At 49.5% G+C, this 23,440-nt stretch carries 29 protein-coding genes; 8 read left to right on the top strand and 21 right to left on the bottom strand.

What is annotated here, in order from left to right:
- Positions 1 to 155 precede the first annotated feature (155 nt).
- The 19 genes from VPR01S_RS09065 to hutW all read right to left on the bottom strand — a co-directional run bounded on the left by VPR01S_RS09065 (position 156) and on the right by hutW (position 12,924).
- Positions 156 to 857 carry a DUF4336 domain-containing protein gene (locus tag VPR01S_RS09065; protein WP_021705018.1) on the bottom strand — a complete coding sequence of 234 codons (702 nt, stop codon included), beginning with the start codon at positions 855 to 857 and terminating at the stop codon, positions 156 to 158.
- 15 nt (positions 858 to 872) lie between these two features.
- A complete protein-coding gene (locus tag VPR01S_RS09060; RefSeq protein WP_021705017.1) occupies positions 873 to 1,604 on the bottom strand; it encodes a glucose 1-dehydrogenase in 732 nt (243 codons plus the stop codon).
- A complete protein-coding gene (locus VPR01S_RS09055; RefSeq protein WP_021705016.1) occupies positions 1,601 to 2,404 on the bottom strand; it encodes a PhzF family phenazine biosynthesis protein in 804 nt (267 codons plus the stop codon). The genes VPR01S_RS09060 and VPR01S_RS09055 overlap by 4 nt, the downstream gene beginning before the upstream one ends.
- A 70-nt stretch (positions 2,405 to 2,474) precedes the next feature.
- On the bottom strand, positions 2,475 to 2,987 hold the full coding sequence (locus tag VPR01S_RS09050; RefSeq protein ID WP_021705015.1) for a GNAT family N-acetyltransferase: 513 nt from the start codon (positions 2,985 to 2,987) through the stop codon (positions 2,475 to 2,477).
- A 139-nt stretch (positions 2,988 to 3,126) separates the two neighbouring features.
- The gene (locus VPR01S_RS09045; protein ID WP_021705014.1) at positions 3,127 to 3,348 is read right to left on the bottom strand and encodes a hypothetical protein; all 222 of its coding nucleotides are present in this window, start codon (positions 3,346 to 3,348) and stop codon (positions 3,127 to 3,129) included.
- 193 nt (positions 3,349 to 3,541) lie between these two features.
- Positions 3,542 to 4,003, bottom strand: a complete 462-nt coding sequence (locus VPR01S_RS09040) for a RidA family protein (RefSeq protein ID WP_021705013.1) — start codon at positions 4,001 to 4,003, stop codon at positions 3,542 to 3,544.
- 65 nt (positions 4,004 to 4,068) lie between these two features.
- On the bottom strand, positions 4,069 to 5,091 hold the full coding sequence (locus VPR01S_RS09035; protein ID WP_021705012.1) for a S66 family peptidase: 1,023 nt from the start codon (positions 5,089 to 5,091) through the stop codon (positions 4,069 to 4,071).
- Between the two features lie 39 nt (positions 5,092 to 5,130).
- Positions 5,131 to 5,868: an SDR family NAD(P)-dependent oxidoreductase gene (locus tag VPR01S_RS09030; RefSeq protein ID WP_021705011.1), complete on the bottom strand. Its 738-nt coding sequence runs from the start codon at positions 5,866 to 5,868 to the stop codon at positions 5,131 to 5,133.
- A gap of 32 nt (positions 5,869 to 5,900) precedes the next feature.
- Entirely contained in the window at positions 5,901 to 6,386 is a 486-nt protein-coding gene (locus tag VPR01S_RS09025) for a GNAT family N-acetyltransferase (RefSeq protein ID WP_021705010.1), read from the bottom strand.
- Positions 6,387 to 6,442: 56 nt separating this feature from the next.
- Positions 6,443 to 6,727, bottom strand: a complete 285-nt coding sequence (locus tag VPR01S_RS09020) for a MazG nucleotide pyrophosphohydrolase domain-containing protein (RefSeq protein ID WP_021705009.1) — start codon at positions 6,725 to 6,727, stop codon at positions 6,443 to 6,445.
- Between the two features lie 459 nt (positions 6,728 to 7,186).
- The gene (locus VPR01S_RS09015) at positions 7,187 to 7,477 is read right to left on the bottom strand and encodes a YciI family protein (protein WP_021705008.1); all 291 of its coding nucleotides are present in this window, start codon (positions 7,475 to 7,477) and stop codon (positions 7,187 to 7,189) included.
- Between the two features lie 123 nt (positions 7,478 to 7,600).
- Positions 7,601 to 8,146, bottom strand: coding sequence for a nucleotidyltransferase family protein (locus VPR01S_RS09010; RefSeq protein WP_040902511.1), 546 nt, complete (start codon positions 8,144 to 8,146; stop codon positions 7,601 to 7,603).
- Positions 8,147 to 8,158: 12 nt separating this feature from the next.
- Positions 8,159 to 8,641 (bottom strand): PaaI family thioesterase, encoded by a 483-nt coding sequence (locus VPR01S_RS09005; RefSeq protein ID WP_021705006.1) that lies wholly within the window; start codon positions 8,639 to 8,641, stop codon positions 8,159 to 8,161.
- A gap of 55 nt (positions 8,642 to 8,696) precedes the next feature.
- The gene (locus VPR01S_RS09000) at positions 8,697 to 9,056 is read right to left on the bottom strand and encodes a VOC family protein (RefSeq protein ID WP_021705005.1); all 360 of its coding nucleotides are present in this window, start codon (positions 9,054 to 9,056) and stop codon (positions 8,697 to 8,699) included.
- 184 nt (positions 9,057 to 9,240) lie between these two features.
- Complete coding sequence (locus VPR01S_RS08995) at positions 9,241 to 9,645, bottom strand: lysozyme inhibitor LprI family protein (RefSeq protein ID WP_021705004.1); 405 nt, start codon at positions 9,643 to 9,645, stop codon at positions 9,241 to 9,243.
- Between the two features lie 234 nt (positions 9,646 to 9,879).
- Complete coding sequence (locus VPR01S_RS08990; RefSeq protein ID WP_040902510.1) at positions 9,880 to 10,413, bottom strand: ATP--cob(I)alamin adenosyltransferase; 534 nt, start codon at positions 10,411 to 10,413, stop codon at positions 9,880 to 9,882.
- 65 nt (positions 10,414 to 10,478) lie between these two features.
- A complete protein-coding gene (gene hutZ / locus VPR01S_RS08985) occupies positions 10,479 to 11,009 on the bottom strand; it encodes a heme utilization protein HutZ (RefSeq protein ID WP_021705002.1) in 531 nt (176 codons plus the stop codon).
- Between the two features lie 18 nt (positions 11,010 to 11,027).
- On the bottom strand, positions 11,028 to 11,540 hold the full coding sequence (gene hutX / locus VPR01S_RS08980; RefSeq protein WP_021705001.1) for a heme utilization cystosolic carrier protein HutX: 513 nt from the start codon (positions 11,538 to 11,540) through the stop codon (positions 11,028 to 11,030).
- Between the two features lie 10 nt (positions 11,541 to 11,550).
- Complete coding sequence (hutW, locus tag VPR01S_RS08975) at positions 11,551 to 12,924, bottom strand: heme anaerobic degradation radical SAM methyltransferase ChuW/HutW (protein ID WP_021705000.1); 1,374 nt, start codon at positions 12,922 to 12,924, stop codon at positions 11,551 to 11,553.
- Between the two features lie 168 nt (positions 12,925 to 13,092).
- Here hutW and VPR01S_RS08970 point away from each other — a divergent pair, with 168 nt between their 5' ends.
- Genes VPR01S_RS08970 through VPR01S_RS08945 form a run of 6 tightly spaced genes read left to right on the top strand, consistent with a single transcriptional unit; the run spans position 13,093 to position 17,582 of the window.
- Entirely contained in the window at positions 13,093 to 13,791 is a 699-nt protein-coding gene (locus tag VPR01S_RS08970; RefSeq protein WP_040902493.1) for an energy transducer TonB, read from the top strand.
- A 2-nt stretch (positions 13,792 to 13,793) separates the two neighbouring features.
- Positions 13,794 to 14,483 (top strand): MotA/TolQ/ExbB proton channel family protein, encoded by a 690-nt coding sequence (locus tag VPR01S_RS08965; RefSeq protein ID WP_021704998.1) that lies wholly within the window; start codon positions 13,794 to 13,796, stop codon positions 14,481 to 14,483.
- Positions 14,480 to 14,893 (top strand): ExbD/TolR family protein, encoded by a 414-nt coding sequence (locus VPR01S_RS08960; RefSeq protein ID WP_021704997.1) that lies wholly within the window; start codon positions 14,480 to 14,482, stop codon positions 14,891 to 14,893. The genes VPR01S_RS08965 and VPR01S_RS08960 overlap by 4 nt, the downstream gene beginning before the upstream one ends.
- A gap of 14 nt (positions 14,894 to 14,907) precedes the next feature.
- Positions 14,908 to 15,753 carry a heme/hemin ABC transporter substrate-binding protein gene (locus VPR01S_RS08955; protein WP_021704996.1) on the top strand — a complete coding sequence of 282 codons (846 nt, stop codon included), beginning with the start codon at positions 14,908 to 14,910 and terminating at the stop codon, positions 15,751 to 15,753.
- A 9-nt stretch (positions 15,754 to 15,762) separates the two neighbouring features.
- Positions 15,763 to 16,800 carry a FecCD family ABC transporter permease gene (locus VPR01S_RS08950; protein ID WP_021704995.1) on the top strand — a complete coding sequence of 346 codons (1,038 nt, stop codon included), beginning with the start codon at positions 15,763 to 15,765 and terminating at the stop codon, positions 16,798 to 16,800.
- Positions 16,800 to 17,582 carry a heme ABC transporter ATP-binding protein gene (locus VPR01S_RS08945; protein WP_021704994.1) on the top strand — a complete coding sequence of 261 codons (783 nt, stop codon included), beginning with the start codon at positions 16,800 to 16,802 and terminating at the stop codon, positions 17,580 to 17,582. The genes VPR01S_RS08950 and VPR01S_RS08945 overlap by 1 nt, the downstream gene beginning before the upstream one ends.
- A 55-nt stretch (positions 17,583 to 17,637) precedes the next feature.
- Here the strand turns inward: VPR01S_RS08945 and VPR01S_RS08940 are convergent, their stop codons facing one another.
- Positions 17,638 to 19,521 (bottom strand): DEAD/DEAH box helicase, encoded by a 1,884-nt coding sequence (locus VPR01S_RS08940; RefSeq protein ID WP_021704993.1) that lies wholly within the window; start codon positions 19,519 to 19,521, stop codon positions 17,638 to 17,640.
- Between the two features lie 430 nt (positions 19,522 to 19,951).
- Here VPR01S_RS08940 and rnb point away from each other — a divergent pair, with 430 nt between their 5' ends.
- Positions 19,952 to 21,964: an exoribonuclease II gene (rnb, locus tag VPR01S_RS08935; RefSeq protein ID WP_021704992.1), complete on the top strand. Its 2,013-nt coding sequence runs from the start codon at positions 19,952 to 19,954 to the stop codon at positions 21,962 to 21,964.
- Between the two features lie 62 nt (positions 21,965 to 22,026).
- On the opposite strand, the gene VPR01S_RS08930 is transcribed toward rnb, so the two are convergent.
- On the bottom strand, positions 22,027 to 22,377 hold the full coding sequence (locus VPR01S_RS08930; protein ID WP_021704991.1) for a DUF3024 domain-containing protein: 351 nt from the start codon (positions 22,375 to 22,377) through the stop codon (positions 22,027 to 22,029).
- A 197-nt stretch (positions 22,378 to 22,574) separates the two neighbouring features.
- On the opposite strand from VPR01S_RS08930, the gene VPR01S_RS08925 reads away from it, so the two are divergent.
- Positions 22,575 to 23,390 carry a phosphate ABC transporter substrate-binding protein gene (locus VPR01S_RS08925; RefSeq protein ID WP_021704990.1) on the top strand — a complete coding sequence of 272 codons (816 nt, stop codon included), beginning with the start codon at positions 22,575 to 22,577 and terminating at the stop codon, positions 23,388 to 23,390.
- Positions 23,391 to 23,440 lie beyond the last annotated feature (50 nt).

Genomic DNA, 23,440 nt, shown 5'->3' with positions numbered 1-23,440 from the left:
CAACCTCCTTTTTCTTGTTTTTGTCGTTGTTTATTCGCTCAGTGTAGTTGGCTTTGGTTTACAATTTAGTGACTTACACCCAAAACGGGTCTGAGTGCGCAAATAAACATCAATTTGCGCACCTTATTTCACTGAGTAGGGAAAGCCTTCGAAAGTCAGTGGGAACAGTTCAGGTCAAGCCAGGAAAAAGAACGATGTAAGAAACCTTCTGCCTGCTGACGGATGATCTCACCATGCGCCATCACGATCATACGTGGCTGCCATTCGAGTATGGTCGCAAGGTGTTCTCTTGCCTGCGGTTTACTGAACATGAAGCTCATCCTCCAGTCCAGCGGCATTTTACCGTTGGGAGCCAGAATGCCAACGCCTCTGGCTATCGCACGCTGCCAGGGCTTAAATACCGTCGGATTAAAGTTCTCAATCAAATCGGTTACGATCAAAACGCCCGATTCCGGATGATAAAACACACACTCTTGCATTGCCCGAGAGCCAGTAAACAGCAGTTGGCGTATCTCTGACGACCATGGCATTGCCGAACTTGACTCAAGTACCCCATTGAAAAACAGATCCTCACGTTTATTTTTCAGCTCCGCCGTCGCGTATGTCTGCGCCAAGGGATAAGCGCGCTGCCAATCTTCAATGAACAAGTGATGCAGATGGTTCGGTCCAATCAGGTAGGCAACCTCACCCAGAGCCTCTATTTGCGCTTTCAGAGACAGCGTCAGTTTGATTGGGCTATGAATCCATAAACGACCGTCTTGCAAACGTATCACTGTCATCCGAGTCGAATACGGCAATGAAAAAAAGGGCACCGTTCCACCCTCGACAATCCAAATATCCTTTCCCAGAGCTTCCATACGATTCCTTACGCGTTAGTTTCCGCCAGCCAAATCAATAAACGACCCTGTTGCGTAGGACGCTTCATCCGACAGCAACCAGGCGATCGCCGCCGCAATTTCCTCTGGTTGACCGCCACGTTGTAACGGGATACGTTCTTTTAAGCGATCCACACGCTCAGGCTCTCCCCCATCAGCGTGCATCTCAGTATATATGCACCCCGGACGCACACCGTTTACCCGAATGCCATGTTGCGCTAATTCGAGAGACAAACCTTTGGTGATAGTGTCCATCGCCGCTTTGGACGCCGCATAATCGATGTATTCAAACGGGGCTCCGGTGCGTGAAGCCGCAGACGAAACATTGACAATAGCGCCTCCAAAGGGCAGCCTTCTCGCAGCCTCGCGCGAGCATAAAAAACAGCTCATCACATTGACGTTCAATACATGGCTAAAACGCTCGGCGGTCATGTGCTTTAACTCGGACTGGGTGGTCAGAATACCGGCGTTGTTGACCAGATGCGTCACTTGACCAAAATGCAGCTCAGCCTGTTCGAACAGCCGAACGACATCCGCTTCTGCCGATACATCAGCAGCAATCGCCAACGCCGTACCGCCAAGGCTTGTGATCTCCGCAACTACAGCTTCAGCTTCTTGTTGGCGAACCCGGTAGTTGACGACCACAGCGTACCCCTGAGCCGCCAACCTTTTGGCCGTTGCTGCACCGATGCCACGGCCACCACCAGTGACAATCACCACTTTATTCATACTGACAGATCCAGTTTTCCGCTCAAAATCGTCACCGCCTGCCCGGTCAGTAAAACGCGCTGTTCAGGCAGTAAGGTTACTGTCACCTCGCCACCTCGCTGCGAAGCCTGATACGCGCTCATCACCGTTTTACCCAGTCGCTCTCCCCAATAAGTGGCCAACGCACAGTGAGCAGAGCCCGTAACCGGGTCTTCATTCACGCCCACCCACGGAGCGAAGTAGCGCGAAATAAAATCGTAGCGGCTTTCTGAACGTGCCGTGATTAAAGCACTACGCCCGGGGAACTGTGTTAAAGCATCAAAGTTGGGTTCCAAACAACGAATCGTTTCCTCATCCTCGACCTCGATAAAATACTTGCCGTCAAACAGACCGGATTGAATGACCTGCTCCGGATAGATGCCAAGATGATCAATCAGCTCATCACTCACTGTTTGATGAGTATCAATCTGAGCGGCAGGCAAATCCAGATGATACTGCTGCTCATCTAACGTTACTTTCAATATGCCGCTTCGCGTATCAAATGCCAGTTCGTCGCCTGTCTGGGCAACATGTCGCTGTCTGAGAATATGCGCTACTGACAACGTACCATGCCCGCATAGATCAACCTCAACCTGTGGCGTAAACCATCTGAGATTCATCGTATTCAGATTCAGAAACGCCGTTTCAGAAACGGCCATCTCTTTAGCGATGTTTTTCATCAGCGCTTCATCCAAATCTTCCCGAATGATACACACGCCGGCCGGATTGCCACGAAACGCCTGATGGGTAAAAGCGTCGACTTGATAAATATCCAATGCCATGATGACTCCTTGGCTGTTTATGTCTTTGACCACTTGGTGTGCCCCCCTCCGGCCATTTGATGGCTGAGAGTTACTCGCTGTCCAAATCAATCTGGAACTCAATACAATCGATACTGCGCCGACGCACAACGGCAAAGTTTTTGATCACCCGAACTTTTTCAAATCCGTTATTCCCCAATACTTTTTGCGAGCCCAGATTATCGATTGCTGCCATGGCGATCACCGTGTGAACACCAAACTGACGTGCCTTCTGGAGAATCTGCCCCACCGCCAACGACGCAATACCCTGACGCGTAAAGCGCTCGCCAATACGATAACCCAGGTGAGCCGTCTGGCGGAGTTTGTCCACCTGATGAAAGTTAATTCGACCGACGATCTCGTTTTGATCATTTTTGATTAACATCGGCAGAATTTCACGGGTCCTGTAGCCACCGAGAAACTCAAGAATGTGGCTACGCACACCTTCGTAACTGTAGAAGCTATTTTCACGTGGGTTGATATGGGATTCGAACCAGGCGCGATTTTCCAACTCAAATTCTAACAACGCTTGAGTATCTGACTCGCGTAACAGTGTAATTTGCATAGGTTCCTTATGCTTAAACTCGTCATGTAAGCTCATGAAATTAAGGACATTCACCCTAGCACAGCAATGTGGCACGTAAAAGTGTACAGACAACAGATATGAAAAAGCCTGACACAATACCAAGCGTCAGGCTGAAACATTAACGATCGTAATCAAACTTCACGAAGTGTTGAATATAAGCATTGAGTCCATTCCCCGACTTCGCCAACTGCTTCATTCGTTCCACATGCTGCCGACCAGCCCGATCATATTTATAGGTACTTGGCCTGACATCGCCTTCCAACCACACCGTGATGTAATCATCACCGATCTCGTACCCGCGGATCGACGGATCATTCGTAATGTCTCGATACATTCGCATTTTTTACCTCTTTACGATACGCATATACCCCATATGCTCCGTCCACTATCCAGTAATTTTGCTAAGAATGAATTGCGTTTGATCACGAAGGTCAACGCTCTTCAATATGAAGTTTAGCGCTTGTAAGTCGCTGTTTTATCGTTAAAGACTCTTTCAGTGACTCACTTGATGCCTGTTGCATATTTTTAACACTCTAATCAGCGATTTCAAAAATTGAGTCAATCACAAGTGGTAAGTTGGCTCTGACCGAAGCAGCACCAAAAACAGAACGGGCATGCATGCCTTTTTGACCGAACACTTCCACCATCAGCTCAGAGCAACCATCCAACACTCGGGGATGTTGTTCAAACTCTTCAGTTGCATTGATAAAGCCTTGAATTTTCACCACGCGGGTCACGCGACTGAGTGTACCGAGCTCTTGTTTTATGGCCGCTAAAATATCTAGCCCTGCGGCACGGGCGAACTCGTACCCTTGCTCAACGGTGTACTCACGCCCCAATTTCCCTTTGGGTATCTCATCGAATCCCGAGACTGGCCCTTTTCCGGAAACATACAAAAGATTTCCTGTACGTACACAGTTACGATAACTGCCTTGTGGTTCGCTGACTGGTGGCAGTATCAGGCCTAGTTGTTTAATTTGTTGTTCTGCGTCCATAAGTCCTCCTTGAAATAACGTCATCACTGAGTGCTGATCTGGTATTACACGCTCCGACTCAACATTTAAACTTGTCCAGCGGAAACTTCCTGAGTCCAGGGCGACATCAGATGGATGGTTTCCTGCTCGAAATCAATACACGCTTCCACACCCAGCGGCGTCACCAACATCGGATGAGTGTGACAACTGTCGAACCCGTAAAGAATTGGCAGCGTCTGCTCTCCCAGTACTTCTTGTAACACATCCAATGGCGTTCGTCCGGTACCTTTGTCGTCAAACAGTTCATGTTTGCCCAGAATAATGGCGCCCACTTTCTCAAACACACCACAGAGTTTTAGATGATTAAATGATCGCTCGATGTGGGCAATACTTAACAGCGAGTCTTCGAGTAACAAGATGTCACCTGGTTGGATTACTGGCATAAACTCTGATCCCCAGATACCGCTCATGGTATTGAGGTTCCCGCCAACAAGACGCCCACAAACCGCTGCGTTGCCAAGGAATAGCCATTGGTTGTCACGCACAGGCTTTACTTCACTTTGCGTTTCCCAATCGATCATCGTATCGGTCCAATAGGTTGGTAATTGATACTCGTAAGGCCATCTCGGCGAGTGGCAAAGCAACGACTCAAAGGATGCAAACGTCTCTTCGACCAGTGGAGGAAGTTCCCCGAACGATGCCACCAACGCCGGGCCATAAAAAGTAACCAGCCCAGTCCTGCTATAAATACCGAGCAGGAGTGCGGTCACATCCGAATAACCTATGATGATCTTCGGATCACGCTGCAGCGCTTGGTAGTCGATATAAGGCAGCAGCGCGTTGCTGTTGAACCCGCCGATCACCGACATAATACACCGCACCTCAGGGTCACGAATCAATCTATTCAGTTCTTCAGCCCGGGACTGTATTGACCCCGAACGGTAATGGTCTGATTCACCCGTCAGGCTACCTGCTTTCAGCTTAAACCCTTTGCTTTCGAGAAAAGTTTTCGCTCGCGCAAATCGAGTGGGGGCAAATACGGTCGCCGGTGAGGATGGCGAGAAAAAGCCAATCGTATCGCCCTGTTTTAATCTTGGTGGTAACAACATAGCCGCAATAGATCCTTCTGTAATGGGTAAATGGCTGACTTATTTTATTGACAGCCCACCATCAACCACCAACGTGTGGCCGACAATATAGCTGGCTTTATCGGAGCAAAGAAACTCAATCGCATCAACGATCTCTTTGCTGCTGGCAAACCGCCCCAGTGGGACAACGCTGGAAACATCTTGTCGGATAGCCGGTATTTCCTTTGCCCGCTCTTCCCAGCGTGGTGTCCAGGTGACGCCCGGAGCCACCGCATTAATGCGAATACCGCGCTCAATGTTTTCTAGCGCCAGCGAGCGCGTTAACCCTTCCAAAGCGTGCTTCGTTGCCGCATACATGGCAGCATTCGGTGTGGGCCTGAGTCCGTTAATCGAGCTAATGTTGACGATCGCGCTTCCTGAGTTCATCAGTTCCAATTGGTAACGGAGACACAACGCATGTGACCAAAAGTCCTGTTGCAGTGTCTCCTGCAGCGCATCGGGATCAACCGTATGATAAAGCCCCCTCGAACCCAATGCCGGTGACGCATTATTGACCGCGACGTTCAACCCGGAATAATCCGACTTAATGCAGTCAAAAAGATGCTCAACTTGAGCCTGAACGGAAATATCGGTTGGAATAAACCTTACCGATTCCAGCTCCGGATGAATCAACGTCGCTTGTCGCCAGGTGTCTGAATGGCGGGCACACGTCACTACCTGATAACCTTGCCGGACAAAGCGCACGACCGCTTCCAGTCCGATCCCTTTCGTTCCTCCGGTGATAAGTGCTGTCTTCATCTTCTTCCCTATAATCTCTGTTAACGTCGATGTTATTCATTCAAAACCGCGAGTTGACTTAGTGCTTCATCACTAAAACGGTAATATTGTTTTTCCGTCACATGCTGGGCACCGATAGCGCGATAGAAGTCGCCCGCAGACGGGTTGGTTGTTTCTGCCGTCCAGTCGAGACGCCGGCAACCTTTTGCAATGGCGAGTGCAGCCAGATAGTGCATGATCTTTCTCCCAACCCTCTGCCCTCGGGCCGCCGATGAAACAAACAGATCCTTCATATACATCTGTCCTGATAATTTCGGGGCCGGATACATCAGGGTATAGGTCGCAATCCCCGTCACACACTGGTCGTTTATAGCCGCCACTACCCGGACACCAGACTCGGGTGAAAACACTTTAGTCAGCAGATAATCATGAAGCTCTTCTGCACTGGCCGCCTCTTCCCCAAAGTAGTAACGCTCTAGCTCGACAAAAATATCGATCAATGCGTCTACATCATCTTTGTTCATTTCCCTGATAATCATTTATTCCATTTCCTAAGGCGGCGAACTCGCGTCCGCAGACTCTGACACTTGTTGACCTAACGGTTGTATTTGATCTTGTTTAACTGTTCTTTGAGCTGGTGCGTTTTCTCCAAATCAATGTCATGGATATTTGCCAACGCACAAACATAATAGAGGACATCGTACAACTCCTCTGCTAAGGAGCCTTTTAAAGACCCACTGTCAGGCTGCCCTGAACGGTTTTTTCTTAATGCTTCGGACACTTCCCCTACTTCTTCAATTAACTTTAGAAAGTAGCTCTGCGGCTGTTCAGGGTCGTAATCGAACGTTTTAATATGCGCTTGCAATTCACTTATCTTCACAGGTTTTCTCTCGTTGGTTCAGACAATCCACAGGCTCATTTGCCCACAATGGCGCAATGTGTTTTCGCTGCGTATCAACACTATCTTTTACTTTGCGTCCATTACGCTCATATTGTCACAAGGAGAACAATATGAAGTCGCAACGACTTGGACTGAATCTGCTACAGATGCCATTTCTGGCGCTGGCCGATACGGTTTGATCAAAGTTGAAAGTGCTTACAATTTTGCGACATAACGGCCAGCAAACGGGAGCAGGCACTATAAGCGAACTACATGAATATCATTGCGAAAGTCGATCATGCCGCCGCGACTGAGAAGCAATAGCCTGATGGCTACTAAATCAAACGAAATACCAGCTCGCTAAAATCCTCGTCGTGAGTCGACACTTGGTACCCAAGCCTGAGATAAAACGCCAGGGCGCGCTGGTTACAGTTGAAACACGACAGACAAGCTGACTGATTACCGATTTAACAACAGCGCCAGCTCTTGGGACGACTTGGTAGGCACAAATTCAGTTACATCATAATCGGCTAAGGCATGCTGGTAGAAAGGATCTTCAGCGAGCACAGCATCGAGCATTTCACGGCTCTGTGCCAACGCGAGAATCACACCGCCCGTCCGGGGTACTTTGCGTCCCGAAACCAGAAAGTGACCGAGCTCATACTGACGATCAAGGTATGCGATATGATCGTCTAAATGCGACTCCACTTGCTCCAAGTTGACTTTATAGGTTATTGAAACCACAAACATTCCGTTACTCCCTGCGTTATTCTCTTCTTCAGCTGTGTAGTATTGCCATCCACTCGAAATGAGACCGACACTTTTCTATTTTAATTTCAAAAGATTGTCTTGGCCGCACTCAGCCCAAGGCGTTCATACGACTCGCAACTCAGGCCATAGATTGAGCCAGCCTTTAGTCTGGAGTCGTTGTTCAAACAGAACACGTTCACGTTTTGGATTGTAGGTAATCCTCAATGCAAACAACGAAGCAAGACCAAACACGGACACGCATTCAAATTGATTGTCACTGTTGAGTCTGACCGCAACCGCCGTCTCCTGCTCAGGCCAGTAGCTCATCGCATCAATAGCGCTCTGATAGGGACGATCCCCATTGCGAAGGTGCATCCAAGCTTGATTACGCACTTGCCAGTTGAGTATAGGCAAGGCGTGTTTCAGTCGAGCTTCGTGAGCCAGATGCGCGTCAGGGTTCGTTTCCAGAGGATCAAAATAGATCACATCGACATCGTTTAGCGCGGTTGACCGAGGTTTGGCGTGCAAATAATCCCAAACCAAATTGCGTACAAAGCCAGCCGCCAGATAGCATTGAGGCAACTGAAGTTGCTTAACACATTGCAATGCTTTTAGCCGCAACGCATCTCGCCTGACAAGAGACTCAACTGTTTTCGAATAAACGTTCAATGAATTTGCCAATCAGCCCGTCATATTATTTAGCCAACTGTTGGGCACTTGTATCGCCACAACCTGGCTAGAGCAACAGAGTTCGCCTGCAGAGTAGAGCTGGCAAGTTAATGTCATCTTGCTGCCTTTTATTTCATCTATCTCGGCAACCAATTCCACTTCTTGTTCAATGCGTACCGGCTTAAGAAAAGTCACATCAAGTTTCCCGGTTACATACCAGATCGTCTCGCCGGTCCCGATTTCCCGCTCCTGCAATTGATAGCCCTTCGCGATCGCCGTGCATATACAATGGCAATCAATGATGGTCGAAATGATACCGCCATTTAAAAACTGAACGGGCCCCGCACAATGATGAGGTGAAGGCACAAACCTACACGCCGATTTGTTCTCATCAACCCAGTGACTTTTGATTTGCAAACCAAGCGGGTTTTCGGGGCCACACCCAAAGCAATGATTATTTGGAACTAAATCCTGAAAAGCGTTTCCCTGTTCCATGCCGACTCCTGAAATCTAGTTTGACCTTAACCGATTGAGATCATGATGCACGGTTCTATCCGCGCGCCTCTGACCACACCGCGAACTCGTTACCACTGGGTTCTGTGAAATGGAAGCGCCAGCCACCCGGAAAATCGAAGACAGGACGCGTCACTTGACCACCATGCTGAGTCACTTTAGCCAACGTCGATTCAATATCAGCACTATAAAACACCAGCAGTGCCCCACCTGTGCTGGTTTGATTGCAAGTCTCTGCCCGAAAAAAACCACCATCCAAGCCTTGGTCTGAAAAGGCGGTATACTCGGGGCCATAATCCACAAACGCCCAGCCAAAAACCGCAGAAAAGAAAGCCTTCGTGGCGGCCAAGTCTTTGGCTCCAAACTCTACATAATTCAGTTTTTCATGTTGATGCATGCATTCGCCTCCTTTCGGCTTCTCTGGTCGTCAATCAATACGATGTGCACTATCGCGCAAGGAGTACATGATTGCCGGCTCCTTCTACCCTCTCCAACACTACACCTAAATCATTAAAAAATGCCACGCGTCGCGAATCCTAATTAACGATTTGTTACTGGCTTCACGTTGCACTGCAAGGCAATTAACCTACATACACCGCCTTAAAATAAGCGATTCGTTCAAGCGTCATTCTTACTTTACATTCCTCAATCTGAACGGCTTGCCAGGGAGATGGTGTTGAAGAAAGGCCACTGAATCGACACTGAGCGTCTCTGAATGTTAACCATGCGCGCTGAGCCGCCCGAAAAGGCTTCACCAAGTCTGTCTTTTCCCATGTTTTCCTTAAAGCGGTTTCTTCTTCTTTAACTCTCTTTAACGCTTCCAGATAAGTTCGATTCAGCTCTTTGTCGGCAATATCCATTTTGTTCACAGCACACAGATAGCCAGCGGTCACGCCACCACCTTTCACGGTACACGGATGTTCAATCTTATCCGATGCCATCGCGGCCCCCGTTAGCAATAACCCGATTAACAACCACTTTTTCACTTTTTTATTTTCCTATTTAACGCTTGATTAAGGCGCGCGTACATCCTGCCGATTGTTTCACTGTCAGGTCACTGGAACACGGACATTAACAGTTCGTCAGACAGGCGTTTGTACCGTATTAATTTTGAGCCAGAATGCTTGCTGACATGGATTCGTGAAGCATTTTTTTTGCGGTGTCACTCTCAAGCTGTCAGGCTGAGCGATCACTTGGTAAGTGATTCAGACAATCCGTCTTTACTTGGGCATCGCGTAGCTTTTACTGACAAATTCCGTCTCCGCCACATCATGAATACGGTTGGTGTATGAGGCCAGTGCGTAAAGAATATTCGCCAGCAAGTTGGCATACTTAAACAGAATGGGCGCAGGCGATTTTTGGCCCGAGTGTTCCACCGCCACTAAGGCACGAACCACCTTCTTTGCTTGCGTACGGCACAAGTGCAGCTCTCCTGCGATCGGATGCCCGCCAGGCAACACAAATCCACGAAAACCGCCTTCCAGAATCTGACAGAGTTGCTCATAATCGCGATGCAGTTCCTTGAGCGTCTCCTCAAAAATGGCTAACTTGCCGCGCACAGAGCCATTGAGATGGTATATGTGCGGCTGCATGCGGGTCAATATTTCCCGGCTGTGCTCGTCCAGCTCCATACTCAACACTTTGCCCACACGTGTACACAGTTCGTCCGCCGCAATTTCAAAATCACACACTGGGCTGTCTTCATAAATAAACGGGTAACACATTTCACCATGCGCTTTGCTTATCGGTTTCACGGTGATCAACTCCAGATAAAAGAAAAGGGAGCATTATAGCTCCCTTAGAAAATGATTAATAATAATCAGCTGTTAGACGCTTTTTTGTGGCCTTCTTGCAGATGCACAAAATCAACCAAGTCATCCCCTGATACCTGATACGCCTGCCCAAAACCTTTCACGAACAAACCACGTTCCGCTTTGAGGTTGAACAAGACAAAATCCTGCAATTGACTTAACCCTTCGACAATTTCGCCAAAACGTTCCTGCATTTGTCCGATCACTTGCGCCCACAGTGGTGAATCACGTTCTACCACGCTGGCAATTGCATCAAATGTCAAACGCTTGCGAGCAAACAACTGTTTTGAGCTCTCTTCATCTTCGATCAACATCAAAGAGACATGCGGATTCACCTGGAGGTTTCTTGCGTGACGTGCGATCTCTGAAATCAGCACGAAGTAGCCTTCCTGATTCTGTACAAACGGGGCATAACTCACATTAGGGCGCCCCTCTTCATCCACTGTCGCCAGTTGAATGGTTTTGCGTTGCTGACGAAACTCCTGAATTTCCGGTCCAAGGCGTCCCTGCAAACGCTCTTGTTTTATTTGCTGATCCATGGCTATCTCCTGACTCTCTCAAAGATCGTTCTGTTTTATTTCTGCTTGTTTTTGTTTAAATCGCGATACTTGTTGCGGAATCAATTCACGCTTGTCATCCCGCCCCAGGTACACTTTGAAAATGTTGTTGCCGTCTTCAGAAAAGAAACCAAAATAGTGGCTTTCTCGCCCCATGAATGGTTTGCTGACTAACGCGATATTCTTAATATTGTCGAGTTGAAGATGGCCATGAAGTTCCCCACTGCGCCCCATCAAGTTGTAATAACCGCGTGCAAACTTACCTTTTGGAAACGGAGCTTTCACTTCAAAAATCGAACCGAACGAATGCATGATCGTCGTCACCGGCCCGTAACTGACCAGTTCTTCTAGAATCGATTGTGCCTGTCCACCTGCCATCACGGCGACCATGTCATCCGGCAACGCAGCAACCACATCAAACTCCGATACCTTCAATTGCTGTGCAATGGCCGCTGGGAGCAGTTTCGGTTCATCTTCGATCACCTGAGCGACCTGTTGTTTTAATGTATTCATAGTTATTCCATTAAGAGGCCACCAAACATGGCTTCATCGTGTTTTGATAAGTATGAAGCAGAATCCGGATACAAGCCTGCGTCAAAGTGACAGACCAAAAACCACCCGCCAACGTCAGGCTGAGATAATCCTTTTCAAGCTTTGCCAGACCAAGGTGATCCCAGTGGACGAACAGAGGATGCAGTAAACCAAAAAGGTTCACCCCAAACACCTTTGGTAGCGCGTAGCGACGCAGTACACCACTGTCGAAAGCCGTTTTTAAAGCGGCAAATACCGATGCCAAGTCATGCTGTTTACTGAGCATCATCACTGGCATCTGTTGTGTCTCAATCGCTTGCAGATAGGCCTGAAGATGACGATGCTGCATGACACTGTAGCCGCCAAGCGTACCGCCCGCACCACAACCTAGCGGTAACACGTCAGCCGACGTTTTGGCCAAACTGTTATACAAACTGCGCTCCCGGTTGTCTCGAGCCCAATGATTGACGCTGAGTGGCCGAAAATGATGCTGGCGCATAAACTCAACGCCAATTTTATACAGAAGCGCTTTCTCCGTGGAGCTTGCCGGCGGAGGTGACTTACCCTTTTCCACCAAATTCAACATCGGCGCGTCTCCGCCGACCACTAACTGATACAAGTCCAGTCCATGAGCCCCAGTCGAGAGAAAATCGCGCAGATCCTGCTCAAAGACCTCAGCCGACTGATGCGGCAGTCCGTACAAAAGATCGATAATAATTAATGCATCATCGCGGGCACTTAACTGGCTCAAACGTTCCAGCACCGTATCTCGATCATCCAGTCGTTTCGCGCTGCGTCTGACCTTAGTATCAAAACTCTGAACACCAAAAGAGAAACGGTTAAATCCGCCTTCGAGCGCCCTTTCAAACATTTCATCACTAAAACGATTGATTCGCCCTTCCAGGGTAATCTCGCAATCAGACGCAAGTGGAAACGCGGATCGTATCCTCTGACCCAATTGCTGTATCTGTTCTGAAGACAGATCCGTTGGCGTACCACCTCCAACGTACACCGCCTGAAATACCGCGGACTGTGTCCAGGCGAGCTGGGACTTTTGTTCGATTTCCAACATCAGAGCATCAAAGTATTCATCGACTAAACGGCGACTTGCCGCGTTCTGGAAAAAATTGCAGAACGTACACCGCACACGACAAAAAGGAACATGGATATAGAGACAACGCTTGTCACCGGCACGACCCGGAGTTTGGTACAGCTTGTCTAAAACCGTAGTTGAACTCTGCGGCGACACTATCGAACTTCCGCCACCAGCGTGAGCGGAGTGCTTCGCATCGAAAGCAAATCGGAGTGGATCGTCGGTATGACGTCCCAAAACCGATTCATCAAAACTATTTAAGTCAATCTTCATATACAATCCTGCAATGCCCTTTATTCAAGGGACTCAGGCTTCAATCTAGGTGCTGGTTCGGGATCATAAAAGCACACAAATGAGAATGCAATTGATAATTGATATTATTTAGATTTTAAATAATAATCTGCTCTGTGTGTTCAGCCAGTCAACAAAGTGGAGAAAAAAGTGAGCCTGACAAGGTATGCAATTGCTGGCGGTGTGTCTTTGATCGCGCATGCTGCTCTACTGTTTGTCGCCCAGGAACCAAAAGCGTTGGCAATGCCCGCGGGTAGCCAGTCGACATCTGTTGCGATAAATTTTGTTGCTGCCCCGCCTCCCAGCCCAGCATCCGACGCCATACCCACTGAGGCTCCAGAGACTGTGCAAGCGGCAGCGGAACTGACGTCACCGACGAAAAGTGTCGCCACGAAACCGGCGGTGAAGAAACACGTCACAAAGCCAATCAAATCAAAGCCGGCTCAGGTTAAGTCAGCTAAGCCGGCAACAAAGCAACAACCAAAAATACCTGAGCAGGAAACACCACCGACTCCTCCTATCGACAACGTGAAACCTCAACCGGCGACACAAGGCGCATCCAGTGAACCTGTCATGGTACAAAAACCATCGTTTGTCACTCGGCCGGTCGCCCCGCATTACCCTCGTCTGGCACAAAAACGGGGAATTGAAGGCGTGACAATGTACGAGGTATGGCTGGATGAAAATGGTAATCAGGTCAAACAAGTATTGATTGCTTCTTCCGGAGAAACACTACTGGACAAATCGGCACTCAATGCCATCAAACAATGGCGGTTTTCCCCCCACATCATTGCGGGGCAGAAAGTCGCACACCGAGTACAAATTCCCGTTCGTTTTAAGTTGGATTAACCATGGAAACCTTTGCTCAATTACAGCAACAGCTTGGCCTGATGACCTGGCCACTGCTCGTTTGTTCCGCTCTGACCGCAATGATTATTGCTGAGCGCCTGATCCAAGTCGCGATCAGTTTCTCAGTGGGAAAACGCGCGGTTCAATACAAACTCATGCAGCTTTCACCGCAACACCATCAACAGTTGGACGAGCTAGCAGAAGCGCTACTTCCCCGCCGTCCCTTACTGTTTAAGGGCGTCGGTATGTTGCTGACACATCGCCATGTAGAGAAAACGCTAAGAGAAGACGCCGCCGGTATCTGGCTGCAAGAGCAGCGTCACCAACTCCATTCAGGTTTGCGATTGTTAACCTTGGTTGGAGTGATCAGCCCATTACTGGGCTTGCTCGGAACTGTACTTGGCCTGATCGAGATGTTTCAGGGCATGGCCGCATCTTCAGGCAATGTGACCCCAAGCGATCTGGCCGATGGGCTAGGCATCGCCATGTTCACCACCGCTGCCGGTCTTTTGATCGCACTGCCCGCTATTGTTGCCGCTCAGTTACTGGGATTATGGGCAGACCGTGTGATGGCCAAACTCGAGCACACACTGAACTATGTCAACCTTTGGCTTGAAGGCGTCAATTTGGCCGGACCAATCCCGGCTCAGACACATGGCACAGCGATGAATTCCCCGGTGGCTTCACAATGATTAAAACTGGGCACAACCACACGTCCTTCAGTATGACGCCTGATTTAACACCGCTTCTGGACATTATTTTTATCGTTATGGTGTTTCTGATGTTGACGGCTGCCGTCAAGCTGGACTCGCTGGACGTGAGCCTGCCAACCACCGATTCCCCAGTCTCTGCCGCCATCGACAGCCAATCCATGACCATCAACATTCTTAATGATGAGCCACATTGGGCTATCGATGGTCAGACATACCTCGACTGGGAAAATTTTACGCTGGCGCTGTTGGAACAACACAGCTCTCAACCGCGACCGATCGTCATCGGCGCCGAGAAAACGGCCGATATTCAATACCTGGTCAAACTGTTGGCTTACCTGCAAGAAAACGGCATTCAGGCGACCCAATTGCTCACCGAAGATTCTAAGTAAACGAGATTTTTAACATGTTACCGCTCAAACCTTTTTTCTGCCTTGGCGCCTTAGCGTTGAGTCTGCTCTCCCCAATCACCGCGTCTGCCAACGAACGCATCGTCAGTGCAGGCAGTGCCGTCACTGAGTTGATGGTTGCGTTAGGCGTGGATGATCAACTTGTCGCTGTGGATGTCACTAGCACACTACCAGGGAATACAACACTACCCAAGATAGGCTACCATCGCCGCCTGTCTGCGGAAGGTCTGCTGGCCTTGTCCCCGACACTGCTGATTGGATCGGATGAAATGGGGCCTGGCTCCACTTTAGAGCAGCTCAAATCCGCTGGCGTACGTGTTGAAATCGTTAACACTCAGGCCAGCACTGCGGGACTCTTAGCGCGTGTTGATCAAATTGCCGCTCTGACCCACAGCGAAACCAGAGCCGAAACGCTGAAAAAAGATCTCCAACAGCAGCTCGATGCTCTGACACACCAACCGTTAAATACCCCGAAAAAAGTCCTCTTCCTGCTAATTCATGAAGGCCGGGCAGCCAACGTGGCTGGCAAAGATACGACGCCAGACGCCATTATTCGCCTGGCGGGCGGAATCAACCCGGCAGCTAGACAGCTAACTTCGTACAAACCGCTCTCGATGGAATCTATGGTCGAGATGCAACCTGATGTGATTCTGGTGAGTGGCCGTAGCTACGACAAGTTAGGCGGCGCTGACGCGCTCCTCAAGGCGATGCCGATGCTCGCAGCCACCCCGGCGGGTCAGAATAAACAGATCCTCACCATCGACGGGCATGCATTGGTTGGCGGACTGGGTTTAAAGAGCCTAGCCGAAGCCGAACGACTGCATCAACTATTGTCAAAATAGGGCTCAATCATGTTGTTGAGACGACTTCCTTTGAGCGTGACACTTGGGCTGTTTTCGCTGATGTTGGTGATAACCTCCGTCTATTCGATCACCGTCGGCCCAATGCAGATCGGGTTCACCGACAGTTTGTACAGTCTGCTTGTGCGCTCGAACACACTTCCAGCGCACATAAATCTGGTGATCCATGAAATTCGCTTCCCACGCACCATTCTGTGTGTATTTGTTGGCGCAACGCTGGCTCTGTGCGGCACGGTGACCCAGGGCCTGTTTCGCAACCCGCTGGCAGAACCGGGCATCATTGGTGTATCAGCCGGCTCCGCGTTAGGGGCGGCGACTGCGATAGTCCTATTTTCCGAACTGGCGCAAGCCTATCCTGTCCTGATGAACGTCACTGCGATTCCGGTATTTGCTTTTTTAGGCGGAGCGCTGACCACGGTTATCGTTTACCATCTTGGCACATCTAAAACCGGCACTTCCGTCACCATTATGCTGCTTGCCGGCGTTGCAATCAGCGCTTTGTCAGGGGCGGGCATCGGCTTTCTTAACTTTCTCGCGGACGATCAAATGTTACGTGATCTGACACTCTGGTCGATGGGTTCGCTGGCTGGTGCAAGCTGGTCTTCCATAGGCCTGGCGGGCACCACCTTCCTACTCTTAATGGTGCTGTTTTATCGTCACGCCCGGGCTCTCAACACTTTATTGCTCGGTGAAGCGGAAGCTCGTCATCTTGGTATTCCGGTACAACGTCTCAAACGCCACCTGATTTTGCTCACGGCGGTCGGTGTCGGCGTGACCGTTAGTGTATCCGGTATGATAGGTTTCATTGGCCTGGTGATTCCCCATCTTGGACGTATGTTAGCCGGACCGGATCATCGACGTTTGCTGCCGCTTTCTGCACTGATGGGCGCACTGTTGCTGACCGGTGCAGACATGGCGTCTCGCGTCGTTCTTGCGCCTGCCGAATTGCCAGTCGGGATTATTACCGCATTGATTGGGGCCCCCTTCTTTCTCTATCTTCTGTTTCAACAAAAAGGACGAATCCTGTAATGCCACAAGTGGTTCTGAGTGTTCGCCAAGCCAGTGTGCAATTTGGCAAGCACACCATACTGGATAACATTGATCTGGATATTCGCGCAGGTGAGGTTACTGCGCTACTCGGGCCAAACGGTGCGGGAAAAAGTACCTTACTCAAACTAATGTGTGGTGAGATTAACTCCGATAGCCCTCTCACCTATTTTGCTCAATCTTCATCACAATGGCCGTCTCAAGCGCTGGCCCGTCACTTGGGGATATTGCCTCAACACAGTAGCTTAAGTTTTCCTTTTCTGGCTCACGAAGTGGTCGAGTTGGGCGCCTTACCGTTGAACATCGGTCAGGCCGAAAGCCGGGATATCGCCATGCACTACATGCAGCTGACCGATGTTGCGCACCTCGGAGAACGGCTATACACCTCGTTATCTGGCGGCGAAAAACAGCGGCTGCATCTCGCCCGGGTACTAACCCAGTTACATCAGAGTGGAGAGCGCAAAATCCTGATGTTGGATGAACCGACATCTGCCCTGGATCTCGCCCACCAGCACAATACGTTGCACATCGCACGTGAGCTGGCCACTACACAACAGGCTGCGGTCATTGTGGTGCTGCATGATTTGAATCTGGCCGCGCAATACGCAGACCGAATGGTGATCCTCCATAATGGCAAGCTGGTCGAAGATGCCGCGCCTTGGGAAGCGCTGCAACCCAAACTGCTTGAGCGGGTATACGGCTTCAGCGCCATGGTTGCTAAACATCCCACGCTCGACTTTCCAATGGTTTATCCCGCCGCTTAATGCACAAAAAAGCCCCGCTCATCTGAGCGGGGCTTTTTCTTAATTCTGCAAAGAATTACGCTTCGGTGCGACGGCCGCGGCTATGACCACGTTCACCACGATGGTTACCACGGTGATCGCCACCACGATTGCGATCAAAGCGACGTTCGCCTTCGCGACGACCACCTTCACGATTGCCGCCTTCACGGCTACCACGGAAGTTGCCATTGCCTTCGCGATTACTACGGAAACCACCGTCACGACGACCACCATCACGACGTCCGCCTTCGCGACGACCACGTGACTCGCGGAAATCATCAAAGTCACATACCACAGCATCCACTTGCTTCTGACGAATGCGTAATTTGCGTAGCTTGTTCGCTACATCTGAAGACATCGCTTTAGGCAACTGAACGTAAGTCTCACCACGATCCAGCTTGATGGCACCGATAGAGCCTTTAGTCAGGCCAAGTTCATTTGCCAGCGCACCGACAATGTCTTTAACCTGAACGCCTTGCTCACGGCCAACCTGGAATTGATAAGTATCCCATTCCTGGTTACCGAACTCACGACGACCACCGTTTTCACGACGTTCACGACGACGCAACTTATCACGCTCAATCGCTTCGATCATCGGATCTTCACCGATGTAGAACAATGGACGTTTGCCTTGCTGACGCTTCAGCAGAATGGCAGCCAGAGTGGTTGCATCCAGTTCTAGAGACGTTTGCAGTTTCTCTACCAGATCAACGAACTTCTCTAGTGCTTTGTGTTCTTTTTCCGCTTCCAGTTCTGCACCCAGTTTCTCCAAGCGAGATTCTGCCACTTTATCGCGATGTGGCAGTTGGATTTCTTCCATTGAAGACTTCGTCACACGCTCGATAGTGCGTAGCATACGGATTTGGTTGGTACGAACCAGAAGGATCGCTTTACCTTTACGTCCTGCACGGCCAGTACGACCGATACGGTGGATGTAAGACTCAACATCAAATGGAATATCGTAGTTAAATACGTGCGTAATACGTGGCACATCAAGACCACGAGCAACGACGTCAGTTGCCACCAGAATATCGATCACACCTTGTTTGATGTGGTCAACGGTACGCTCACGCAAGGATTGCGGAATGTCACCGTGCAGTGCTGCTGCTTTGAAACCGCGCGCAGACAACCAGTCTGCCAGACGCTCAGTATCCTGACGAGTACGCACGAATACAATTGACGCATCCGTCTCTTCGGTTTCCAGAAGACGAGACATGGCTTCGTCTTTCTCAACGCCTTTAACCACCCAGAACTGCTGCTCTACTTTGTCTACTGTGTGGTTTTTACCTGCAACGTCGATAGTGACTGGCTCACGCAGGAAGCGTTCAACGATGTTTTTCAGCATCGGAGGCATTGTAGCTGAGAACAGAACTCGCTGAGCAGACTCTGGCGCGTGCTCCATGATATCGGTAACGTCGTCAACGAAACCCATGTTCAGCATTTCGTCCGCTTCATCAAGAACGAAAGTATGTACTTCATCCAAGTGCAGACGTTCACGGTTGATCAGGTCTTGTACACGGCCCGGTGTACCGACGATGACATGAGCGCCACTTTTCAGAGCACGCATTTGATCAACGATGGACGTACCGCCGTAGATTTCAAGCACTTTCAGACCACGGATGTTCTGACCCAAATTTTTCATTTCGGCCGCTACCTGAATCGCCAGTTCGCGAGTCGGTGCCAGCACGATAGCTTGGGGCTTACGTTGGTCTAGATCGATTTTGTTCAGCAGAGGAAGAGAGAAAGCCGCTGTTTTACCAGTACCGGTCTGAGCTTTACCCAGCGCGTCAGCGCCTTGCATCAGATGCGGAATGGCAGCCGCCTGAATTGGAGTTGGAGAAACAAAGCCCATTCCGTCCAGAGCAGAAAGAATGGCGTCGTTCAGCGCTAAGTCGCTGAACTGTGTTACAGAATCTTGCATTGGGATCCCACTAAGATTATTGATTTACAAGGTCCCACGAGCTCTACCAATTCCATACCAATCCAAACAACAAATTAGAGCTGATTCCTTTCAGATGCGGATAAGTGTTAAATCGCATCAAGCCGCTAGGGACAACTAAGGGACGCGGATTATTTCGTAAAAGCACACAAAAAGCCAGAAAAAATTGAAATACATCACAATTTTTTCTCATAACTGGTAAAAACGGTCATATTTACGTCACAAGCCAAGTTTAGAAAGGGTGGCACGCCCTACGGCAAACAGCAACTTTTCCGGAGTGAAAAGCACGCTTTCGGTAGTAATCCGCAGCGTCAATGTTTATAGTGTGCTGCTATTGCTGCGTCATAATCGACGTAAAATCTGAGTCGCCAACGCGACATGTCTCGCCGGCCCAAAATTAGATAAGTTTACGATGTTTCAAGACAACCCTCTGTTAGCTCAGCTAAAACAACAAATTCAGGAAACCCTGCCAAAGAAAGAAGGCACCATCAAAGCCACCGATAAAGGCTTTGGTTTCCTGGAAGTCGACAGCAAAACCAGCTTCTTCATCCCGCCACCATACATGAAAAAATGTCTGCACGGCGATAAAGTCGTTGCCATTATTCGTACCGAAAACGAGCGTGAAGTGGCCGAACCTCAAGAGCTACTGGAGCAATCTCTGACCCGTTTTATCGGCCGCGTTAAGATGTTCAAAGGCAAACTGAATGTGGCACCTGATCACCCTCAGTTGAAGAAACAATCCCTGAAAGCCAAAGTGAAAAAAGGTCTCAAGCCAGACGATTTTGCTGAAGGCAATTGGGTGGTCGCTCACCTGACGCGCCACCCTCTTAAAGGCGACAATGGCTTCTTTGTTGAAATCTCAGAAAAGATCACCGACGCAAACGACAAGATTGCGCCGTGGTGGGTTACGCTGGCAGAAAACGATTTGCCGAACAGCGAACCGGCAGGAATCGAGAACTGGGAACTAAAAGACGATGCGGATCTTGAACGCATCGATATGACCCATATTCCGTTTGTGACCGTTGACGGCGAATCAACCAAAGATATGGACGATGCGCTGTACGCCAAACAAAAAGAAAACGGGGAGTTTGAGCTGACCATCGCCATCGCAGATCCAACGGCTTACATCACGCCGGATGATGAGATGGATAAAGTGGCACGTGAACGTGGCTTCACTATTTATCTGCCAGGCCGCAACATTCCGATGCTGCCTCGTGATTTGGCGGACGATCTGTGTTCACTGAAAGAAAACGAAGTTCGCCCGGCGCTGTGTTGCACGGTCACCGTAAGCAAAGATGGCGTTATTGGCGACGATATCCGTTTCTTCTCTGCCAACATTAAATCCCACGCACGGCTGGTCTACGATCATGTCTCTGACTGGCTGGAGACCGGTGAGTCATCCGAGTGGACACCAAGCGATGAGATCGCACAGATCGTGCGCGATCTGTACGCGTTTTCTCAGGCACGTGCAAACTGGCGAGAAGAACACGCCGTCGTGTTCCCTGATCGCCCGGACTACCGCTTTGAACTGAGTGAAGATAACGACGTTGTCGCGATTCATGCCGACTTGCGCCGCAGTGCAAACCGTCTGGTAGAAGAGTCCATGATCACGGCTAACATTTGTGCAGGCAGAGTTCTGCGTGCTCACTTTGAAACTGGTGTGTTCAACTGTCACAGTGGTTTTAAAGCCGAGAAAATTGAAGAAGTCGTTGAACTGGTGAATCCACAAGGCGACCTTCCGTTCACCGCTGAAAGCATTACTACTCTGGAAGGCTTTGCCGCACTGCGTCGTTGGTTGGGCACTCAGGAAACGACTTACCTGGATAACCGTATTCGTAAATTCCAGACATACAGCGAAATTGGTAACCAACCGCTGCCGCATTTTGCAATGGGCCTGGATATCTACGCGACCTGGACATCTCCAATCCGTAAATACGGCGACATGATCAACCACCGCATGCTCAAAGCGCACGTGCTGGGCAAAGCGCCGGTGCAGCAACCCGATGAAACGGTCGGCGAAGAGCTTGCACTGCACCGCAAGCATCATAAGATTGCTGAGCGCAACGTGGCCGACTGGCTGTATGCCCGCACACTGGCCGAAGAGCCGGCGAAAGAAACCAAGTTCTCTGCTGAGATCTTCGATATTTCACGTGCCGGTATGCGTATCCGTCTGCTGGAAAATGGCGCCGCAGCGTTTGTTCCAGGCAAACTGATCGTCGCCAACAAAGAGCGTATCCAATTGGATGGCGACAACGGTACCATCGCCATCGACAAAGAATTGATCTATCGCCTTGGCGACACACTGGAAGTGGTGTTGACAGAAGTGAACCAGGAAAATCGCAGCCTGGTGGCAAAACCGACTCAGGTCTTCGCTGAGCCGCCAAAACCGGAAGAATCGGAAAAGGCTCCGGCTGAAGCCGAATAACACATTGTCCGCAAGAAAGGCGCCGTAGGGCGCCTTTTCTTTAATTCGTATCCGGATAGGCATCAATCCCAGAACAACGACTTGGGATCTTTCTCAATTTCTCGCATCAACGCCGTTAAGTCATTACTAAACGCCAGATAAGGATACGGAACCCAGTCGTCACACCCTTCTTCCTGAATGACCGACAAATTCCATCGTTGCTGTTCTTCATCCCACAGTACTCGCGCCACCGGGTTAAAGTAATCACAGTGCGAAGAATCGAGAAGATAGTGTTGTTTGACAAACACTACACCATTATCGAGCACTTCAAAACTGGCCTTGCCCAGTTCAACCGGCAAGCTCTGATTACGGTTCTGACACACAACCTGAGCCCGGGTTTCAACCTGCCTTTGCAACAAATTCACCAAACTCATTCAACTCTCCCTAGCGATGCTGGCGTGATCACTTTTTTGACTGTATCAGCTATTTAGCCCGAGTAACATCACTTCTGATTAAGTGTAGAAGCCATAATATGAATTATAAATATTTGAGTCTGCATTCATTTTCACAAAATTGTCATGTAATCGACATATGATAAGCGGCATCTGATATACCACCTCCGGAGTTTTGTATGATTCGAATTGCGATGGCTGCCCTGCTGTCTACTACGTTGTTTTCTTTCCCGCTGTTTGCGGCACAAATCAGTGTTTCCGGCTCAACGTCGGTCGCCCGTGTCATGGATGTACTCGCCGAAGATTTCAATAAAGCTCATCCAGAAACTTATGTCGCGGTTCAGGGCGTCGGGTCTACGGCGGGGATAACACTGGTCAAAAAAGGAGTCGTCAACATTGGTATGAGTTCACGCTACCTGGTCGAAAGCGAGATGTCTGGCGACCTGAAGGTGGATCCCATTGCATTTGACGGACTGGCAGTGATCGTCCATCAGTCAAATCCACTGACCAATATCAGCCGTGAACAGTTGTATGATATCTACAAAGGAAAAATCACCAATTGGAAACAAGTTGGCGGACCGGATCAACAAATTGCCGTCGTTACCCGTGAAGCATCATCAGGCTCCCGTTACAGTTTCGAGCACCTATTAGGCCTGACGCGCATCGTGAACAACCGTGAGGTTTCTGACATTAATCCAGACAACCTGGTGGTCAACAGTAACAGCATGGTAAAAACACTGGTTAACCACAACAAACAGGCAATCGGCTTTATCTCCACCGGTTCAGTTGATCGGTCCGTTAAAGCCATTACGTTTGAAGGAACAGAAGCGACAACAAAGAACATCGCCGACGGAAAATACGAGCTTTCCCGTCCGTTCTTATTGGTCTTCTATCCAGAAAAGCTCAACAAAGACGCTAAAACGTTTATCGAATACATTGATTCTGAAGCGGCCAAAAAATTGATTGAAGAGTACGGCTACACACCGACAAAATAACTTAAGAAACAAAAAAGGAGAGCCATGGCTCTCCTTTTTGCTATCTGGAT

Origin of the sequence: Vibrio proteolyticus NBRC 13287 (assembly GCF_000467125.1) — a bacterium.
GTDB lineage: Bacteria > Pseudomonadota > Gammaproteobacteria > Enterobacterales > Vibrionaceae > Vibrio > Vibrio proteolyticus.
Note: the sequence above shows the minus strand (reverse complement) of the source record. Positions and strands in the feature narration are given on the sequence as shown.

Bases quoted from the DNA above. Each gene is read 5' to 3' on its own strand.
- VPR01S_RS08965 (WP_021704998.1), top strand. From the start codon at position 13,794: ATGGAAACCTTTGCTCAATTACAGCAACAGCTTGGCCTGATGACCTGG.
- VPR01S_RS08940 (WP_021704993.1), bottom strand. From the start codon at position 19,521: ATGCAAGATTCTGTAACACAGTTCAGCGACTTAGCGCTGAACGACGCC.
- VPR01S_RS09015 (WP_021705008.1), bottom strand. From the start codon at position 7,477: ATGTTTGTGGTTTCAATAACCTATAAAGTCAACTTGGAGCAAGTGGAG.
- VPR01S_RS08955 (WP_021704996.1), top strand. From the start codon at position 14,908: ATGTTACCGCTCAAACCTTTTTTCTGCCTTGGCGCCTTAGCGTTGAGT.
- VPR01S_RS08945 (WP_021704994.1), top strand. From the start codon at position 16,800: ATGCCACAAGTGGTTCTGAGTGTTCGCCAAGCCAGTGTGCAATTTGGC.
- VPR01S_RS08950 (WP_021704995.1), top strand. From the start codon at position 15,763: ATGTTGTTGAGACGACTTCCTTTGAGCGTGACACTTGGGCTGTTTTCG.
- VPR01S_RS09045 (WP_021705014.1), bottom strand. From the start codon at position 3,348: ATGCGAATGTATCGAGACATTACGAATGATCCGTCGATCCGCGGGTAC.
- hutX (WP_021705001.1), bottom strand. From the start codon at position 11,540: ATGAATACATTAAAACAACAGGTCGCTCAGGTGATCGAAGATGAACCG.
- VPR01S_RS09025 (WP_021705010.1), bottom strand. From the start codon at position 6,386: ATGATTATCAGGGAAATGAACAAAGATGATGTAGACGCATTGATCGAT.
- rnb (WP_021704992.1), top strand. From the start codon at position 19,952: ATGTTTCAAGACAACCCTCTGTTAGCTCAGCTAAAACAACAAATTCAG.
- VPR01S_RS09060 (WP_021705017.1), bottom strand. From the start codon at position 1,604: ATGAATAAAGTGGTGATTGTCACTGGTGGTGGCCGTGGCATCGGTGCA.
- hutW (WP_021705000.1), bottom strand. From the start codon at position 12,924: ATGAAGATTGACTTAAATAGTTTTGATGAATCGGTTTTGGGACGTCAT.
- VPR01S_RS09030 (WP_021705011.1), bottom strand. From the start codon at position 5,868: ATGAAGACAGCACTTATCACCGGAGGAACGAAAGGGATCGGACTGGAA.
- VPR01S_RS08960 (WP_021704997.1), top strand. From the start codon at position 14,480: ATGATTAAAACTGGGCACAACCACACGTCCTTCAGTATGACGCCTGAT.
- VPR01S_RS09065 (WP_021705018.1), bottom strand. From the start codon at position 857: ATGGAAGCTCTGGGAAAGGATATTTGGATTGTCGAGGGTGGAACGGTG.
- VPR01S_RS08930 (WP_021704991.1), bottom strand. From the start codon at position 22,377: ATGAGTTTGGTGAATTTGTTGCAAAGGCAGGTTGAAACCCGGGCTCAG.
- VPR01S_RS09035 (WP_021705012.1), bottom strand. From the start codon at position 5,091: ATGTTGTTACCACCAAGATTAAAACAGGGCGATACGATTGGCTTTTTC.
- VPR01S_RS09050 (WP_021705015.1), bottom strand. From the start codon at position 2,987: ATGCAAATTACACTGTTACGCGAGTCAGATACTCAAGCGTTGTTAGAA.
- VPR01S_RS09000 (WP_021705005.1), bottom strand. From the start codon at position 9,056: ATGCATCAACATGAAAAACTGAATTATGTAGAGTTTGGAGCCAAAGAC.
- VPR01S_RS08925 (WP_021704990.1), top strand. From the start codon at position 22,575: ATGATTCGAATTGCGATGGCTGCCCTGCTGTCTACTACGTTGTTTTCT.
- VPR01S_RS09005 (WP_021705006.1), bottom strand. From the start codon at position 8,641: ATGGAACAGGGAAACGCTTTTCAGGATTTAGTTCCAAATAATCATTGC.
- VPR01S_RS09040 (WP_021705013.1), bottom strand. From the start codon at position 4,003: ATGGACGCAGAACAACAAATTAAACAACTAGGCCTGATACTGCCACCA.
- VPR01S_RS09055 (WP_021705016.1), bottom strand. From the start codon at position 2,404: ATGGCATTGGATATTTATCAAGTCGACGCTTTTACCCATCAGGCGTTT.
- hutZ (WP_021705002.1), bottom strand. From the start codon at position 11,009: ATGGATCAGCAAATAAAACAAGAGCGTTTGCAGGGACGCCTTGGACCG.